Source organism: Alteromonas sp. McT4-15, assembly GCF_020515205.1.
Taxonomy (GTDB): domain Bacteria; phylum Pseudomonadota; class Gammaproteobacteria; order Enterobacterales; family Alteromonadaceae; genus Alteromonas.
In genome coordinates, this window is sequence record NZ_JAJALG010000018.1 from 1 (window position 1) to 18,060 (window position 18,060).

The 18,060-nt window shown below is 45.2% G+C and carries 15 protein-coding genes; 4 read left to right on the top strand and 11 right to left on the bottom strand.

The annotated features are described in order from the left end of the window. Window positions 1-135 precede the first annotated feature (135 nt). Window positions 136-1,101: a cysteine synthase A gene (cysK, locus tag LHL20_RS13055; protein WP_226433611.1), complete on the bottom strand. Its 966-nt coding sequence runs from the start codon at window positions 1,099-1,101 to the stop codon at window positions 136-138. Window positions 1,102-1,315: 214 nt separating this feature from the next. Between cysK and LHL20_RS13060 the strand changes: the two genes are divergently transcribed. The 3 genes from LHL20_RS13060 to LHL20_RS13070 are packed head-to-tail and all read left to right on the top strand — an operon-like array spanning window position 1,316 to window position 4,058. Next, complete coding sequence (locus LHL20_RS13060; protein WP_025255415.1) at window positions 1,316-2,152, top strand: AAA family ATPase; 837 nt, start codon at window positions 1,316-1,318, stop codon at window positions 2,150-2,152. Beyond that, window positions 2,152-3,333, top strand: a complete 1,182-nt coding sequence (locus tag LHL20_RS13065; protein WP_226433612.1) for a vWA domain-containing protein — start codon at window positions 2,152-2,154, stop codon at window positions 3,331-3,333. Before LHL20_RS13060 ends, LHL20_RS13065 begins: the two co-directional genes overlap by 1 nt. Further along, the gene (locus tag LHL20_RS13070) at window positions 3,330-4,058 is read left to right on the top strand and encodes a nucleotidyltransferase family protein (protein WP_226433613.1); all 729 of its coding nucleotides are present in this window, start codon (window positions 3,330-3,332) and stop codon (window positions 4,056-4,058) included. Before LHL20_RS13065 ends, LHL20_RS13070 begins: the two co-directional genes overlap by 4 nt. A gap of 65 nt (window positions 4,059-4,123) precedes the next feature. On the opposite strand, the gene LHL20_RS13075 is transcribed toward LHL20_RS13070, so the two are convergent. The 9 genes from LHL20_RS13075 to cmoA all read right to left on the bottom strand — a co-directional run bounded on the left by LHL20_RS13075 (window position 4,124) and on the right by cmoA (window position 14,314). Continuing rightward, window positions 4,124-5,488, bottom strand: a complete 1,365-nt coding sequence (locus tag LHL20_RS13075) for an MATE family efflux transporter (RefSeq protein WP_226433614.1) — start codon at window positions 5,486-5,488, stop codon at window positions 4,124-4,126. Between the two features lie 111 nt (window positions 5,489-5,599). Further along, complete coding sequence (gene moeA / locus LHL20_RS13080; RefSeq protein ID WP_226433615.1) at window positions 5,600-6,814, bottom strand: molybdopterin molybdotransferase MoeA; 1,215 nt, start codon at window positions 6,812-6,814, stop codon at window positions 5,600-5,602. 194 nt (window positions 6,815-7,008) lie between these two features. After that, window positions 7,009-7,674, bottom strand: coding sequence for a phosphoglycolate phosphatase (locus LHL20_RS13085; RefSeq protein ID WP_226433616.1), 666 nt, complete (start codon window positions 7,672-7,674; stop codon window positions 7,009-7,011). Window positions 7,675-7,794: 120 nt separating this feature from the next. Continuing rightward, window positions 7,795-9,549, bottom strand: coding sequence for a sugar phosphorylase (locus LHL20_RS13090; protein ID WP_226433617.1), 1,755 nt, complete (start codon window positions 9,547-9,549; stop codon window positions 7,795-7,797). A gap of 5 nt (window positions 9,550-9,554) precedes the next feature. Further along, the gene (locus LHL20_RS13095) at window positions 9,555-10,778 is read right to left on the bottom strand and encodes a glycosyl transferase (protein WP_226433618.1); all 1,224 of its coding nucleotides are present in this window, start codon (window positions 10,776-10,778) and stop codon (window positions 9,555-9,557) included. 12 nt (window positions 10,779-10,790) lie between these two features. Continuing rightward, a complete protein-coding gene (locus LHL20_RS13100) occupies window positions 10,791-11,600 on the bottom strand; it encodes an HAD-IIB family hydrolase (protein WP_226433619.1) in 810 nt (269 codons plus the stop codon). Next, window positions 11,597-12,469: a kinase gene (locus LHL20_RS21310; RefSeq protein WP_226433620.1), complete on the bottom strand. Its 873-nt coding sequence runs from the start codon at window positions 12,467-12,469 to the stop codon at window positions 11,597-11,599. Before LHL20_RS21310 ends, LHL20_RS13100 begins: the two co-directional genes overlap by 4 nt. Window positions 12,470-12,563: 94 nt before the next feature. Then, entirely contained in the window at window positions 12,564-13,562 is a 999-nt protein-coding gene (cmoB, locus tag LHL20_RS13110; RefSeq protein WP_226433621.1) for a tRNA 5-methoxyuridine(34)/uridine 5-oxyacetic acid(34) synthase CmoB, read from the bottom strand. A 20-nt stretch (window positions 13,563-13,582) separates the two neighbouring features. Beyond that, window positions 13,583-14,314, bottom strand: coding sequence for a carboxy-S-adenosyl-L-methionine synthase CmoA (cmoA, locus tag LHL20_RS13115; RefSeq protein ID WP_226433622.1), 732 nt, complete (start codon window positions 14,312-14,314; stop codon window positions 13,583-13,585). A gap of 171 nt (window positions 14,315-14,485) precedes the next feature. Here cmoA and LHL20_RS13120 point away from each other — a divergent pair, with 171 nt between their 5' ends. After that, window positions 14,486-15,121: a response regulator gene (locus LHL20_RS13120; protein WP_226433623.1), complete on the top strand. Its 636-nt coding sequence runs from the start codon at window positions 14,486-14,488 to the stop codon at window positions 15,119-15,121. A 130-nt stretch (window positions 15,122-15,251) separates the two neighbouring features. Here the strand turns inward: LHL20_RS13120 and fadE are convergent, their stop codons facing one another. Beyond that, complete coding sequence (gene fadE / locus LHL20_RS13125; protein WP_226433624.1) at window positions 15,252-17,717, bottom strand: acyl-CoA dehydrogenase FadE; 2,466 nt, start codon at window positions 17,715-17,717, stop codon at window positions 15,252-15,254. Window positions 17,718-18,060 lie beyond the last annotated feature (343 nt).

Below are 18,060 nucleotides of genomic sequence, written 5' to 3' on the forward strand. Positions count from 1 at the left end.
CGAGAGGATAGGTTATATCCACGATGTGTTAAACCCAAACCAAGTAAGTACCCCGCCAAAAAGAAAAATGCCAGTCAGCTTAACTGACTGGCATTAGGCCTAAGCCTCGTTTTTCAATGTAATCAGAATAGGTGCTTATTGCACTTCTTCTTGCTCGTCGAACGCGCCAGCGAACAGTGGGCTACTTAGGTAACGCTCTGTACCACTTGCTAGAAGTACTACAACAACCTTATCTTTGTTTTCTGGTCGCTCAGCAAAACGCTTAGCGGCAACTACCGCTGCACCAGATGAAATACCCGCAAGAATACCTTCGTCGGTCATTAGCTTGCGCGCCATGTCCATACATTCTTCGTTGGTAACTTGCTCAACTTCGTCGATTAAATCTAGGTCTAGGTTGCCAGGAATAAAGCCTGCACCAATACCTTGAATTTTGTGCGGGCCAGGAGTTAGTTCTTCACCCGCAAGCGCCTGCGTAATAACTGGTGAGTCAGTAGGCTCAACCGCAACAGAAGTAATTGCCTTACCTTTGGTGTTTTTAAGGTAACGGCTAACACCAGTAATTGTGCCGCCTGTACCTACACCTGCTACAAACGCGTCTACTTTACCATCTGTGTCTTCCCAAATTTCTGGGCCAGTGGTTTTTTCGTGAATAGCTGGGTTTGCCGGGTTATCAAACTGCTGCAGCAGCACGTATTTGTCTGGGTCAGAGTTCACAATTTCTTGTGCTGCCGCTACTGCACCTTTCATACCTTTTGGTGCTTCAGTAAGTACTAGGTTTGCACCTAGCGCTTTAAGTAGTTTACGGCGCTCAAGGCTCATGCTGCTAGGCATGGTAAGCGTTAGCTTGTATCCACGCGATGCAGCAACAAACGCAAGAGCAATACCTGTGTTACCACTGGTAGGCTCTACAATTTCTTTACCTTCAGTAAGGACACCGCGCTTTTCCGCGTCCCAAATCATGTTGGCACCAATACGGCACTTAACGCTGAAGCTTGGGTTGCGCGATTCAATTTTCGCGTACACATTACCTGATGTAACGCGATTAAGTTTAACGAGTGGCGTACGGCCAATCGATAGGGAATTATCTTCAAATACGTTCATTTTCAATCCTTACCTCGTTCCTTAATTTCTAGGAAACCCCGTTCTGTCGTGATCTGTACGACCTTTTTAATAGTTAATAATTCATAGCGTGAATTAGGGGATTTCGTCATACCCCTATATCATTGGCCCCAAACGCAAAAATGCAAAGTGTTTTTTAGCTATATGTTATTGTTAAAATACATGAAGACGAAGAATTATACGGAGTACAACATCCATGGCTTTTAGTGGCACGTCTAATTACATCGCAACCAAAGACTTACAATTAGCGGTTAATGCCGCCATTACGCTAGAGCGCCCGCTGTTAATTAAGGGCGAGCCAGGCACAGGTAAAACCATGTTGGCCGAGGAACTGGCTGAAAGTTTAGGCACCGAGCTTATTCAATGGCACATTAAGTCAACCACCAAAGCGCAGCAGGGTTTGTACGAATATGACGCCGTATCGCGTTTGCGCGACTCGCAGCTTGGTGATGATCGTGTGCACGACATTGGCAACTACATTGTTAAAGGTAAACTTTGGGAGGCGTTTAGTGCAGAAAAGCGCCCGGTACTATTGATAGATGAAATAGACAAAGCTGATATCGAGTTTCCAAACGATTTGTTACTAGAGCTCGATAAAATGGAGTTCTTTGTGTATGAAACACAAGAGCGCGTTGTGGCAAAGCAGCGTCCTATTGTTATTATTACGTCGAACAATGAAAAAGAACTGCCTGATGCATTTTTGCGCCGCTGTTTCTTCCATTATATTCAGTTCCCGAACCCTGACGAAATGCAGGAAATTGTGAATGTGCATTTCCCTGATTTAAAGAAAAAGCTGCTTGATGAAGCGTTAAAAGCGTTTTTTGAAATTCGTGACGTACCTGGACTTAAGAAAAAGCCATCTACCTCTGAGCTTATCGACTGGCTGAAGCTGTTAGTTGCAGAAGATATTCCACCTGAAGCGCTACATTCGAAAGACGGTAAAGCAGCTATTCCGCCGCTTTACGGTGCACTGCTGAAAAACGAACAAGACATTCACTTGTTTGAAAAACTGGTCTTTATGGCGCGCCGCTAATGCTTATTCAGTTCTTTTTCACGCTACGAAAGTATCAGGTTAAAACCACGCTTCGCGAGTTACTTGATTTACTCAGAGCTCTGGAAAAGCATGTGGTGTACGCCGATATTGAGTCGTTCTATAGCCTAGCGCGTACCATTATGGTGAAAGACGAAACCCAGTACGATAAGTTCGATAGGGCGTTCGCTGAGTACTTTGAAGGGGTAGAGTCGGTTGATTTGTTTGGTAAAGACATTCCAGAAGAATGGCTTCGCAAAGAAATAGAGAAAAATCTAAGCCCCGAAGAGCGCGAGGCGCTTCGTAAAGCTGGCGGCCTTGAAGAGTTAATGGAAACCTTGAAAAAACGCTTGGAAGAACAGGAAAAGCGTCATCAAGGTGGAAATAAATGGGTTGGTACGGGCGGTACATCGCCGTTTGGCGCCTATGGTGATAACCCAGAAGGCGTGCGTATTGGCCAAAAAGGCAATAGAAAGTTCTCTGCGGTTAAGGTGTGGGATAAGCGCGAGTTTAAAAACTTAAGTTCTGACGTTGAGCTGGGTACGCGTAACATTAAAATAGCTCTGCGCAAGCTTAGAAAGTTTGCGCGCACTGGTGCCAGCGAGCAGCTTGATGTGCCAACCACCATTGGTGAAACAGCGAAAAAGGGCGGTTTGCTAGATATTCATATGGCGCCAGAACGCCATAACGCGGTAAAGGTGTTGATGTTTTTTGATGTGGGCGGCTCTATGGACCCTCACGTAAAAAGCACCCAAGAATTGTTTTCTGCCGTACAGTCAGAGTTTAAATACTTAGAGTATTTTTATTTTCACAACTGTGTGTATGAAGAGGTATGGAAAGACAACCTGCGCCGCAACAAAGAGCGCATTCCTATTTGGGATATCATTCATCGCTACGGTAAAGACTACAAAGTGATTTTTGTTGGCGATGCCACCATGGGGCCGTATGAAATTACCTACCCAGGCGGCAGTGTAGAGCACTGGAATGAAGAGCCGGGCAGCGTTTGGCTGCAACGTTTGCTTAATCACTTCAATAACGCGGTATGGCTAAACCCGCAGGCTGAAAACTATTGGCCGTATTATTCGTCTATTAAGATCATTCGTGAAATCATGGAAGACAGAATGTACGGTTTAACCTTAGAAGGGTTAACCGACGCTATTAAAGGGTTAAGTCGCAGCCGATGAGCTATCGATTAGGCTGTATTTTACTGGCAGGCGGGCAAAGTGCCCGCTTTGGCGGTAACAAGCTAGTGTCGGTTCACCCAGTGTCTAACAAACCGTTAGTGGCGCATAGTGCCCAGCAGCTAGTTGAACTGCCCAGTGTGACAAATTCCCACGCCACCCTCGCAACACACACAGACGCGATCCATTACTTACCTCAATCTGTCGTAGTCACGGGCAAATGGGATCTTAGCGTGCGTGAAGCATTAGCGCATGTACCCGTTAGCCTTGTCACCAATAGCCTATGGCAAGAGGGCATAGCGTCAAGTATTCGCGAGGGCGTTAAACACCTTTTAGGCAACGCATCACCAAGACTTGAAGCTGGCAAGGTAAATCCCAGCCATATACTCATTACCCTTGCAGACTTACCTCGTTTGACGGCACACGATTTAGCCAATTTGGTCGCGGCTTCTTGTGCTAATCCAACGCATCTTGTGTGTAGTGAATGGTGTGATGATGGGAGTGGCAATAGCGCTTTTAAGGCAAAGCCAGAGACGAAGACAAAGCTTACGGTTCCTGCCATATTCCCTGCGACAGCATTTAAAGCATTATTGGCCTTAACGGGCGATGTAGGTGCAAAGCCTGTTATCAAAGACTATGAAAAAGAAGGGAAGGTTACTGCGGTGTCTATACCTAATGCGCAATTTGATATAGACACCCCTCAAGACTGGACGCCGCTGGCAGATTAATCTGCGTGTAGCGACGCTTCTAGGTTATTTTAGCGCTGTGCACACGCGTTGTGGCAATACCGATACTAAGCGCGCAACGTCGCACCGGGGCGCTGAATATAAAGCAAACGTGCGCCCAACATCACAGCCGCTGCACTTAGCCCTACGATAAACCCAATCCAGAAGCCGGCTGCTGCCATGGGCTCAGCAGTCACCCAGTTGGTTCTGCCTAAGATCACGCCCGTGGGTAAGCCAATTAACCAGTACGATACAAACGTAATGATAAACATTGCTGTGGTGTCTTTATAACCACGAAGCGCATTGGCTGAAATAACCTGCACAGCGTCAGACAGCTGAAACAGTGCTGCGTAAATCAGGAGCGCATTAGCTAGGGTATATACGGCTTCATCACTGGTATAAAGGCCAATAATAAAGCCCTTTGCTAATAAGGTGAACGTAGCGGTGCACGCTGCAGTGCAAAAGCCAATTAAAATAGCCGTACGTGCTGCTATTTTGGCTTGTCGCCCGTTATTTTGACCTATGCGATAACCAATACGAATTGCTGCTGCCATACCAATGCTCATTGGGAACATAAACATTAACGCCGAGAAGTTAAGTGCTACCTGGTGCGCGGCTACTGTATTAGCGCCAAATGGGGCCAGCAGCAGTGCCACTAATGAAAATAGCGTTACTTCAAACAAAATGGTCATGGCAATGGGTAAGCCCATTTTAAACGTACGGTTTATGGTAGTGAAATTAGGTTTATATACCTTGCCAAATAGGTTGTACTTTTTAAGAGCAGGGGCAAAACGCACGTACACAAATGTTGCAATAAGCATGGTGTAAATAACGATGGCGGTGGCCACTCCACAACCTGCGCCACCCATTGCGGGTATTGGCCCTGCACCGTAAATAAACATGTAGTTGCCTACAACGTTAGCCAGCAAACCAATAACAGTAATAGTCATGGTGGGTTTAGTTTTACCCAAACCTTCACAATAGTTACGTAGCCACTGGTATAGCGCAAAGCCAGGCATGGCCAGAAGCACATAGATAACGTAGTCTACAGTAATGGTATAAAGCTCTGGTGCCATGGGAAATAGCGCTACTACGCTTTTGGTAAACGGTAATAAAGCGGTAACCACTACACCCACAAAAAATACTAAGTAGCCAGCCTGCTGCGACGCATCGGCAATACCTTCTATGTTCTTGTTACCTTGCAAGCGCGAGATAATGGGCGGTAAAGCCAGCGCTATACCTTGAATAAAGCACAATAGCGGTACTGTAATGCTAAAACCAAGGGCAACGGCAGCCATGTCGGTTGCGCTGTAACGCCCCGCCATAATGGTATCGCTTACGCCCATAAGCATTTGTGTAATTTGCGCAACCAATAATGGCCATGCCAGTTTTAATATATCTCTACCTTCCAGTAGGAAGCGTTTCTTGTTCACGAGTGTGTAGTCTCAAATAGTCGCCGTGTGCACACAATGTACTGCAGCACGCTTTTAAGTTTGTATGCCGCCGCGAGCGTTGAAACGCAGCCGCTGCAGCTAATTCGTTGTTTATAGGTGAAAGGGCATCACCGGTACGCTGTCGCCTTTGTTCAGAGTGGCAATATCTTCGTGGATCACCATTAAACAATTGGCCGAGGTAATTGACGTCATTACACCAGAGCTCTGCGATTTAAACGGTGTCACTTCCCATTCGCCTTTTGTGTTTTTCACCATGGTTGCGCGTTGAAAATCTCGTCGACCAGCGCGGCGTTTTACCTCTCGGGTAATGCTAGCGTTGATGTAAAGCGGTTCGTAGTTGCCGTTTTGCCCCTGAAGCTTTTTAATTACGGGCACTACTAGCAGCTTTGCCGTAACAAATGACGACACAGGGTTACCAGGTAAACCGCAAAATAGCGTGTTGCCAATCTTCCCAAGGGCAAATGGCTTACCGGGTTTAACCGCTATTTTCCAAAAATCAATGTTGCCTAGTTCGCTTATAATGTCTTTTACATAGTCAGCATCGCCAACCGATACGCCGCCACTACTTACCATTACATCTACTTTGGTGCTAGCTTCTGTGAAAAGCGCGCGTAGTGAGGCTTCGTCATCTTCAACAATACCAAAATCGATAATATCCACGTTTTCGTTTCGCAAAATACTGCTTACGCCCACGCGGTTCGACTCGTAAATTTGTGTGCTGGCGCGCTCGCTGCCAGGGTGTGCCAATTCAGACCCTGTAGCAACAACACCAACGCGAAGTTTACGATACACGGTAACGTCGCTTTTGCCTTGCGAAGACAATAACATAAGGTGCTCTGCGCACAGCTGCGTGCCTTGTTTTACTAGCACATCGCCAACGGCAATATCATTGGCTTTTTTACGAATATTCTCACCAGAGGAGGGCACTTTCGCAATGCAAACTTTGTCTTTGCCACCGTCGGTGTTTTCAATCATTACCACGGCGTCGGCCTGTGGTGGCAAAGGAGCGCCAGTCATTATTTTAAACGCATAGCCCGCTTGTAGTGGGGTGCTTGCCTCCATGCCCGCAGTAATCACACCTTGCACGTTAAGAGGCATTTCGCCGTCAAGCAATGCGGTATTAACGGCGTATCCGTCCATAGCGGAATTGTCCCAAGGCGGTACGTCTACAGTGGCCACAACATCATCGGCCAGTATGCGGTTGGTGGCATCAAAAATACTCACTTGTTCAGTCTCGCTAATAGGCGCAGCGGCATCGAGTGCTTTAGACAACGCTTCTTCTAACGAAAGCCATTTAGATGACATACCAACCACCTTATAAACTGTTGTTCTGTATATTAATGAACAGCGGATGTTACAGAAAAACCAACGTTATACCAAAGATTAATGTTGGTTTTAACCGGGGTTTTGTGAAACCGCGTGAAAGGATGGAAAGTTGATTACCCGTTTTGACAGTCACTTTGTGCTGTTGGAAGGGGCATCACGGCTATTTTAGTCTTTTATAACGTCAACAACTGGGTAAAACAATCAAACACCCAGTCGGGTTCATGAATGGCAATATCTTCGCCGTAGTTGTAACCATAGGTTAACCCTACACATCTCATATTAGCGGCCTTGGCGGCCTGTATATCGTTTTTTGAATCGCCCACCATAATGCACGCTTCAGTATTCACGTTAAGGGTATCGCTAACGTATAACAAGGGCAGGGGAGATGGCTTTTTCTCATGTAAAGCGTCGCCGCCAACCGTAACCGAAAACATGTCATTTAATGAATATGCGTTAAGAATTGGTGGAATAAACTCCTCGGGTTTATTCGTTACCAGCGCAAGGTTGTACTGCTTGCGCTTAAGCGTTGCTAGTGTGTCGAATACCCCTTTGTACAAATTGGAGTACTGGCATACCAATGCGCGGTAATGCACTAAAAACTTATCAAGCGCCGCGTCTACTAGTGCATTACTTTGGCCGTGGGAAATGCTCGTACTTCCACTTAAACCCCGCTCAACCAGCATTCGCGCACCATTACCAACCCAATGTCTTATTGTGGTTTCAGGGTACGTCGGTAAGCCCATGTCATGAAGCGTAGCGTTTAGTGCGTGAGCGAGGTCGGGTACCGAGTCTACTAAAGTACCGTCAAGGTCAAAGATAAATGTGGAAATATTGTGCATTACTGCCCTGTGCGTTGATGGAACTTCGAAAAGTACTATACCGCAGCTTCCCTTCCGCGGTCAGTGTTTGGTTATGCGTAGGCTTTTCGTTTACTAGCGCAAGTACTACTTACGTACTATTTACTCAAAGTCTTGGTTACTTATCCAAAGCGTTTGGTAAGGCTTCATTTGCAAACTGCCACTTGCTAACGCAATTTCATCTCGAGAGATAAGATCAATCCAGTTATCGGTGCCAATTAAGTTAATATCTGACAACAATACGGTTTGGTCTTCATCGCTAATGTTACTTATGCAGAACACGCTTTGTTTTCTGTCTAGGCTTTGTCGCCAGTAACCAAATAGCTGTGTGCCTAACTGCAACGTAAACTGTGTAGCGTTAGGGTGAAACGCCGGTTGTGCTTTTCTAATGCGAATAAGCTGCGACAAACGGGTTAATACTTTGTGATGCTGCGAGAACGGCGAATCAAGTAGTGCTTCTAGTTCTTTTAAGTCCCAGCGACGTCGGTTTATAGAACGATTTTGCCCCGTATTAGCAACTTTCTCATAGTCGTTTGAAGTACCCAACAAACTGTGAATGTAAAGCCCTGGGATCCCTTCCATACCCAGCATGATGGCATGAGCACAAATAAAGCGGTCTACTTGATGTTTATCTGGGCCCTTGGTGGTGCCTTGAAGTGCATCGAACAAGGTAATGTTTATTTCATAAGGCTTTTGCTGACCGTGATCAGACGCACGCCATGAAATTTTACCCCCAAAGTGCTGCATGGTATGCACCAACTCAGATATTTCTTCTTCACTTAGCAAACCCTCAGCAGGTCTAAGCCCAATACCATCATGCGAAGCAATAAAGTTGAAATACGCAGTACCATTTTGTGCAGGAGGCATGCTCATCATCCAGCTTTTCAAATACGTGCAGTCACCTGTTACCAAGGTATTTACCAATAGTGGCGGTAATGAAAAATTATAAATGGCGTGCGCTTCATTGGCGTTACCAAAATAGGTTAGGTTCTCGCGGTTGGGAATATTGGTTTCAGTAATAATAATGATTGAAGGGTCGACATGTTCAATCAAAGTGCGCAGTAAGCGAATAACTTCGTGCGTTTGCGGCAAGTTAATGCAATTCGTGCCCACAATTTTCCATAAAAAGGCGACGGCATCCAGTCGAAACAACTTTGAGCCTTTGTCTATGTATAGACGAATGATATCAACAAAAGCCAGTAGAACCTTGGGGTTTCTAAAGTCAAAATCTACCTGGTCGTGACTAAACGTACACCAAACGTACTTAGTTCCATTAGCCGTTTCGGTTTCACGCAATAATGGCGATACCCGTGGTCGGGTTACCATCGACAAATCATCAGTCGGATCCGCCGTAAAAAAGTAGTCAGAACCCGGCCCTTCACCTTTAATAAAATTATCAAACCACACGCTTCTTGCTGAACAGTGATTTATCACAAGGTCAGCCATTAGCCCGTAGTCTTTGGCAATATCTTCAACGTCGTCCCACGAACCAAGCGCTTCATTAACTGTCGAGTAATCTATAACCGAAAAGCCATCGTCAGAGCTATACGGAAAGAACGGCAGTATATGCACGTTATTTATCGTATTCTTGCAGTAGCGATGTAGAAAGCGGTTAAGCGTCACAAGCGGGCGCTCGTCATCATCTATCACGCTGTCACCATAGGTGATCATCACGATGTCTTCCTCATCCCAATAATTGTGATGAGATTGAGGCGAGGCAATATCGGCATCTGACTTGATGCCGATAGTATTCATTAAATTGGTCGCTAATGTCTCGTACGAGACATCAAGCGCAACATCGGCATAAATACTTTCAAGATGGTGTTTTACTTTGTCATGGAGAAGGTCCCATGCCATATTACTTACTCCATAAATTCTGCAGTATCAGCTTCAACCGCCTCTAAAAGACGCTCTAAAATATCGGGTACAGCACTGGTTACGCGGTTCCAGCTTGGTATAAACGGTGTTTCCATGGGGTTTTCTAAAAAGTTTTGACCCGCTTTCATAATGTTGCTGGCAAACATTTCTACCGCTTTTTCTTCGCTGTGAATGTCAAGGCTAAGCCCGTTCATGACGGCGTCGTTGTGATAGGTTTCAATAAAGTCTAGCGCAATGCGGAAATAGGTTGCTTTAATCGAGCGAAACATTTCATTACTGAAAGTATAGCCTTGTGTAGCCAACTTTCTGAAAATGGCTTTGGTAATGTCGATAGACATTTTCGATAAGCCGCCTTGGTCGTTGTTAAGCGATAAATCTTGATGCTTGTGGTCGTAAATGTCACAAATATCTGCCTGACACAGTCTGTTGTGAGAATAGTTGCGGTGCATTTCAGACAGTACGCCAATTTCCAAACCCCAGTCGCTTGGAATGCGAATATCATTAAGCACGTCGCGTCTAAACGAGAATTCTCCCGCTAGTGGATAGCGAAAGCTGTCCATAAACTCAAGGTACTCGTTGTCGCCCATTATGCGTTTAAGTGCACGTAGTAGAGGCGTTACTAATAAACGAGAAACACGGCCGTTAATTTTGCCATTAGCGACACGCGCGTAATAGCCTTTACAGAATTCATAGTTAAACTGCGGGTTGGCCACTGGGTAGATGAGGCGGGCAAGTAAATCTTTCTCGTAAGTCACGATATCACAGTCATGCAGTGCAACCGATTCTGCACGATTCGACGCCAGTACATAGCCCATGCAGTACCATACGTTACGCCCTTTACCCAACTCTTTAGGCGCTAGACCTTGTGCTTGAAGTTCTTCGTCAAGTGCTTTAAGCCTAGGGCCATCGTTCCATAATATGCGGTGGTGCTGTGGTAGTTTTCCAAAGAATTTAAGCGCGTGTTTGTATTGTTCTTGATTGGCTCTATCTAAACCAATAACAATTTCAGACAAGTATGGCACTTCGGTGAGTTCATTAACGATATGCGGAAGCGCTTCGCCTTCGAGTTCTGAAAATAATGAGGGCAAAATCAGCGCCATAGGGCGTTTTTGCGAGAATTGAAGAAGCTCTGCTTCGAGTTCTTCGGTAGGACGTCGAGCCAAATTATGTAACGTTGTCACCACACCATTTTGATAAAAATCAGCCATGTGTCCTCCTGATCAAAGGGATAAAAATTGAGTAAGCATTTCGTTCCAGCCTTCAGGGCCAGTTAGGGTGCTGGTATATACCTCTTCTTTTTGTACTTCGGGTGGAGGATTTACCGGTGATAATATTCTTATAGGGGTATGCGCTGCCTCTAACATCGCCACGTCGTTCTTACCGTCACCAAGGGCTACTGTGTTCACTTTGGTCACGTGCTGTTTTTGGTATTCACTGGCAAGCCACTTAAGCGCTTGACCTTTGTCACAGTTGCCTGAGACGTGAATGAATCGGCCACCTTCTAGTGGGAAGGCGCCTCTGTCTTTAACCGCTTTTAAAAAGCGCTGCTTTTCATCATCGCTTCCTAGCCACAAAATGGGTTCACCAAATTGCCGTTTAGCTGCAAGCGACGCGGAGTGTTCGTCAAGGTCAGTACATTCTTGAATTTCATCTAGCGACATTTTTGAAAATTGTTTGTACTTACCATCAAAGTCGCTGCCCATTTTCTCAAGCAACTTAATCCAGTAATTCTTATTAGAGATAAAGGCTTTACACCAATAGCCATCTACCCACACGGTGCCACTAGGCTTTTGCTTAAAAAAGCCATGAGGAATAAAAATCGCAGCACCATTTTCGATAATAAAGGGGCCATCCAATCCTATCCGCTCTCGCAATGGCTCCAATTCAGCAAAGGTTTTGCTGGTAGTGGGTATTACGGGAATGTCTTTTTGTTTTAATGCCGCTAAAGCCGGTTTCGCCGCCTCAAAAGAGTAGGTATGGTGGTCTAACAGCGTGCCGTCCATATCGGTGAAAACAAGCGTTTTCGTCATTGTTTTACATCCTGTTCTGTTATCGTTCTTGTTGAATCTAATATAAAAACCGTATCGCATCTGTCGGGCAAGCAATCAAGTGCGTGCTCTGTAATGCGTTGATAGTGTTGCACAAAGTTTGCCACTTCTTCGTCACTCATAATACCAGCGCCTTCGCCTTGTACAGAAGCGGCTAGTTTGTGTTCTTGCTCTAAACGCCATTGGTAAACACAATCAAACGAGGGCGCTTTCAGCATTACGCTATAGTTGATCTTGTTAAACAGCGCTTGGTATTCACCTGCTAATTCAGTATTGACAAAAGATCGCCAAATACCAAGTGGATCGTCTACTTCTTCAAGATGATTAATCGGGCGCTTAACATCATCAGCAGATTGTGCAGGTACACCAACACACCAGCCTTCAAGAATAACGAAGTCCGGTGATTCGCTTACCACAGGCCACTGCGCTTTGGGCTGCGGATTGTCAGTTGCTTTATTAAACCGGGGGAGGGCAGTGGGCTGACCACTCTCGAGTTGTCGAAGTGTAGTGAGCGCCAAAGTTGTGTCGTGTGTGCCAGGTACTCCGCGAGTCTTCAGCAATGGATGTACCTTTATAGCCAGCGCGTTACGCTGTGATTGGTCAAGATAGAAGTCATCGATAGACAAAGACACAACGCGTTTGCCATGTACTGACGTTAAAAAGGCTTCAATAAAGCTGGTTAATGTGGATTTTCCAGAGCCTTGGCATCCATTGATGCCCACAACGAAAGGTTTTGATGCACCTTCTTGGTGCTTGAGTAGCCGTTCACATAATGGAGTGAACCATTTTTGTGCAATCTCTGCATAGCTACTTGGCAATTGATGTGTTGCTAGAAAGCCATGTATGTCCATGTTGTCACCCTAATCAATGCAGATTACTTACACTTTAGCAGATTAGGGTTACAACATTTATGCCAACACAGAGTAGTTGGCTCAGGAAAGGTAATTACTTCTTGTTGGCTACAATAACGGCTCGTTGTGGTGCAGGGTAGCCTTCAATGGTGCGGGTAATATCTTCCGGATCGAGAAAATCTTTCAAAGATTGCGTGTCCATCCAAGGCGTTGAGCGTTGCTCGTCTAATGTCGTGTGATTCACATCTACCACGCGAATATTTTCAAAGCCTAGGCGTGATAGCCAAACGGAAAGTGCCGCAGTGCTAGGTAAAAACCAGACATTACGCATTTGAGCGTAACGCTCGCCCGCCATCAGTACGGTATTTTCATCGCCGTCCACCACTAGCGTTTCAAGCACCAACTCGCCGCCTTTGCGAAGTTGGTCTTTAAGCTGTGTTAAAAACGCCATAGGGTCTTTTCTGTGATACAGCACGCCCATAGAGAATACGGTATCGAAAGCCTTCAGCGGCTGCATGTCTTCAATGCCCATAGGAAGAAAATGGATATTGTTTGTGGCAACATTTTCGTTTTGTATGAAATGCTTTATGGCGTGAAACTGAATGAAGAATAGCTGCGTTGGGTCGACGCCAATAACGCGAGAGGCACCTTCGCCCAGCATGCGCCACATGTGATATCCACTTCCGCAGCCCACGTCTAATACGTGACGGTTTTCTAGTGGCGCTATGTGAGGTACAACACGGTCCCACTTCCAGTCCGAGCGCCATTCTGTGTCAATGTGAATACCGTGCACATGATATGGACCTTTTCTCCACGGCATAAATTGTTTTAATAAGCCTTCAATTTGTTTTTGCGTATAGGTATCAACGTCTTTTTCGCTTCCTACAGTCACAGTATTTTTCAAATCGATGGTGCTGCAGGCGGGATTGGGCAATTTATTGAGTAACCTACACCACTTATCAAATTCACCGTGTTTGCCATTGCGCTGCCATTCGTCCATTAATGCAGGGAGTGTTTGTAGCCAGTGGGAAAGTGGGCTATCTAATAACGATTTGTAGCAGTCGTTAAACCAAATGTTTTCTAGTTTACTCATGTTGTTCCTAGTATGTCGGCTTAAGCTTTAACCGCAATTAAAGACGTGAAGTTGTAGCATTTGTACCACATTACCACATCGCTGAAGCCTGCATTTTTTAAGCGAGTTTCATGTTCTTCGAATGTGTCGGTTAGCATCACTTTTTCCAACGCCGCACGTTTTTGACTCACTTCTAACTCGCTATAACCGTTGTCGCGCTTGAACTGGTGATGCAAGTCGATAAGCAGCTCGTTTCCTCTTAGGGTAGGGTGTCGAATTTTCTCTGATAGCACTAAAATACCACCAGGGTTCAACCCCTCATATATCTTAGATAATAGCGCTGCGCGATCGGCAGGAGGTATAAACTGTAGTGTGAAATTCATCACCACCATTGATGCATTTGTAATCTCGACCTCTTGGGCATATGCTTGCTCAATGGTTATAGGGTTAGTCAGTGTAAATGCTTGCACAACACGTTTACAACGCTCAACCATTGCTGTACTACTATCGACGCCTATGATGTTAAATGTTTTGTCTTGTGTTGCTCTTGCTATAGACAAACTCGCAGCCCCTAAAGAGCACCCTAAGTCGTATACATTAGAATTATCGCTTACCGCGCTTTTGGCCAGTTCACCGATAGTGTGAATAATCGTTTCATATCCCGGTACAGAACGTTGGATCATATCGGGAAACACATCTACCACAGACTCGTCAAATTTAAAGTCGGCTACTTTACTGAGCGGGTTTGCATAAATGTTGTCGTGCTTCTTCACAATAGGCCTTCATTTCGTGATTTTGGGCGCAATTTTAACGTTTGAATTGAAAATGCCAATCTAAAACACCAATTTTCTTGAAATTTAGTCTATTTTTAAGGTTTAGGGCTTTTCGTTACTAAACGAAAGTATTAATCTATCAACAAATACAATAAGGAAGCAGTAACGCTAATGACGAGAATTCTAGTAGCAGACGATCACCCATTGTTTCGCGAAGCTTTAAGCGGCGCGTTAGAACCCTACTTTGAAAATTCGCAAATTATCGAGGCAGGAAGTCTTGAATCAGCACTTGAAAAATTAAATGAATTCGATGGCGTCGAACTGGTTCTTCTTGATTTAAATATGCCTGGTGGAGAGTACTTTAACGGCCTAATTACACTTCGAGAGCAATACCCTGATATTCCCGTTGGCGTAATTTCAGGTAGTGATAGCGTTGAAGTTGTTGCTCAGGTCATGAGTCTTGGTGCACAGGGTTTCATACCTAAAGTATCTGCAACGCGCGAAATAGCGCAAGCTATTGTCGATATGATAGCAGGTAAAAAATGGCTCCCAGAGGGAATGGAAGAAGAACTCGATAAAGTTGATGACGAACTAAAGGTCCTACTTCAGCGATTCCGCGAACTAACCCCTAAGCAAATTCAAGTATTGTCGTATTTACGTGCAGGTCTGATGAATAAGCAAATTGCACATGAAATGAATGTTACCGAAGCAACTATTAAGGCACATATAAGCGCCATACTGCGTAAACTAGAAATCAATACCCGAACTCAGGCAGTTCTATTAATGGATAAACTTCAGCTTAGCTAGTACTTCTAAACTGTTAAAAAAAACCGGAGGTCTACTCCGGTTTTTTTTATGTCAGATTAGCCGACTTAACAAATAAGAAAGGCCGCATTAAGCGGCCTTTTTAGTTAGAAACGTGTAATGGTCAACGCGCTTACGCTGCCTTGCCACCACGTTTTTTAGTCGATGCACTAGACGAGTTTATCTTTGCTACCAATTCTTCGTGGTCGAAATCGTCAACGTTGATGGTACGTAAACGACCTGCTTCAGTTTTACGCAGCAGATTCGCTTCGTCTTCGTTGATAACGCCTTCTGCAAGCGCTTCATCAGCAAGCTTTTCAAGTTGCGTGAATGGCAACTTAGCTTTCTTATGCTTACAAATACGCTCGAAAATGGGCTCGCTCGCCAAAACGTCATCAAGCGTCTGCTCAAGGTCACCCATTAAGCTGCCTTCTTCACGAGTTAAGTACTGACCATAGCCTAAACGGCTACGTGCAGAGCAAGGCGTTTGTAGCATTTGCGCAATGGCGTGCTCTGTTTTATCAGATGGCTTGCCAACACGACGGCCAAATGGAATAACCATAGCGCGCATAACGACTGCAATGGCTTTATTCGGGAAGTTCGCCAAGAAGTCATCAATAGCAGTTTCTATATCGTGAAGGGTAGTTTGCATTGCCCAGTGAAGAAGCGGTAAGTCTTCTTTAAGGCGACCTTCTTCGTCAAAACGCTTAAGTGTAGTACTTCCTAAGTAAAGGCCACTTAGAATATCGCCTAAACGCGCAGATAAGCGTTCACGGCGTTTTAAATCACCGCCAAGTACACCCATTGATACGTCAGTAAGCAATGCTAAGTTTGCACTATAACCCTGTAGAAGCTTGTAGTAGCGAGCTGTTTCATCAGTAAACGGTGCACTGCTAAACGCGCCGTTAGTTAACGAGAACCAGATGCTGCGTACAGTGTTCGCTACGGCAAAACCAATATGACCAAATACCGCTTTATCAAAGGCTTTTAGCGCTTCTTTTCTGTCTTCAATTGAAGCTGCTTCGATTTCCTTTAGAACAAACGGGTGACAGCGCATTGCGCCTTGACCAAAGATCATCATGTTTCGCGTAAGGATATTTGCACCTTCAACGGTAATAGAAACAGGCACACCTTGATAACCACGACCAAGGTAGTTATTTGGCCCAAGCATTACGCCTTTACCACCGTGAACATCCATTGCATCGTTGATAACTTGACGCATTTTTTCAGTTAGGTGGTATTTACAGATTGCCGAAATTACCGAAGGTTTTTCGCCAAGGTCAACACCAACGGTTGAAAAGCGCGTCACACCATCCATCAAGTAAGCGTTACCGCCGATGCGAGCCAGCATTTCTTCAACCCCTTCCATATGACCTACAGGCATACGGAATTGACGACGAATACGAGCATACGCACCAGTTGCAAGTGATACCGACTTAGCGCCACCTGCTGCTGATGAAGGAAGGGTTATACAACGACCCACTGACAAACACTCTACAAGCATACGCCAGCCGCGACCCGCCATTTTCGGACCACCGATGATATAGTCGATAGGCACAAAGATATCTTCACCCTTAATCGGACCGTTTTGGAATGGCGTATTAAGTGGGAAGTGACGGCGGCCAATTTCCAAACCTTTGGTGTCACGCGGAATAAGGGCGCACGTAATACCTGGCTCTTTATTGTCGCTAAGAAGACCGTCTGGATCTTGAAGCTTAAATGCGAGTCCAATAACCGTCGCAACTGGCGCAAGAGTGATGTAGCGCTTGTTGAACGTAAGGCGCATACCCAATACTTCTTCACCGTTGAATTCGCCTTTGCAAACCACACCCACGTCAGGGATCGCTCCTGCATCTGAACCTGCTTCAGGGCCGGTAAGCGCGAAACAAGGAATTTCTTCGCCAGCCGCGAGGCGCGGTAAATAGTGGTCTTGTTGCTCTTTGGTACCGTAGTGCTGAAGTAGTTCACCTGGGCCTAATGAGTTAGGAACACCAACAGTGCTCGATAATACAGCGCTGACACCGGCCAATTTTTGTAGTACACGAGATTGCGCATAGGCAGAAAACTCTAAACCACCGTATTGCTTCTTAATGATCATAGCGAAGAACTTATGATCTTTTAGATACTGCCAAATCTCAGGAGGTAGATCGGCATCTTTGTGATTGATTTGCCACTCGTCTACCATAGAGCATACCGTGTCACACGGACCGTCTAGAAACGCTTGTTCTTCAGCAGTCAAACGCCCTTTAGGGATGCGGTGTAGCTTATCCCAGTCTGGCTTACCGCTGAAAATATCACCGTCCCACCATACAGTACCAGCATCAATAGCTTCTTGTTCTGTGCTCGACATTTCAGGCATAACTTTGCGATAGAACGCAAGTAGTTTAGTTGAAATGTATTGCTGTCTGATGTTCGATAGCGTGAAAGGAAGTGTTAATGCCAGGTATACCACCCAGCCTAAAAGGCCGATATCGCCAAAGAGGGTGCCTAAAATCATGACACCTGCGCCCATGGCAACTGCCGTTACCAAGCTGGTGCGTTTATAGCTAGCAACCGCTAGTGTCAAAACCACCAGTAAAAACCATATAAAATCTGCCATACTTCACTCCTGAAAGGCGTTGAACATTATACAGGTCGCTGCTCAATTGGGGTGAGCACTTCACAATGCACCAGTGCAAATTGAGGTCAGACCAGCATGCTGTAAACCTATTATTTAATAGGGCAAAGATCAAGATTTTTACATGAATATTGTATTAATAACTGCTTAAATAATAGGGTGCACCTATTAGTATAGCTGTTGCTTATAGATCGCTATTCAACATGCAGATAAATAGCGGTATTTGAAAGGAATTTAATATTTGTGGATGGCAACATTAATGCACAACATAAACGCACTATTGTTATGCTTAAAACAAACTGCCGAGTTTAACAAGATGTTAAAC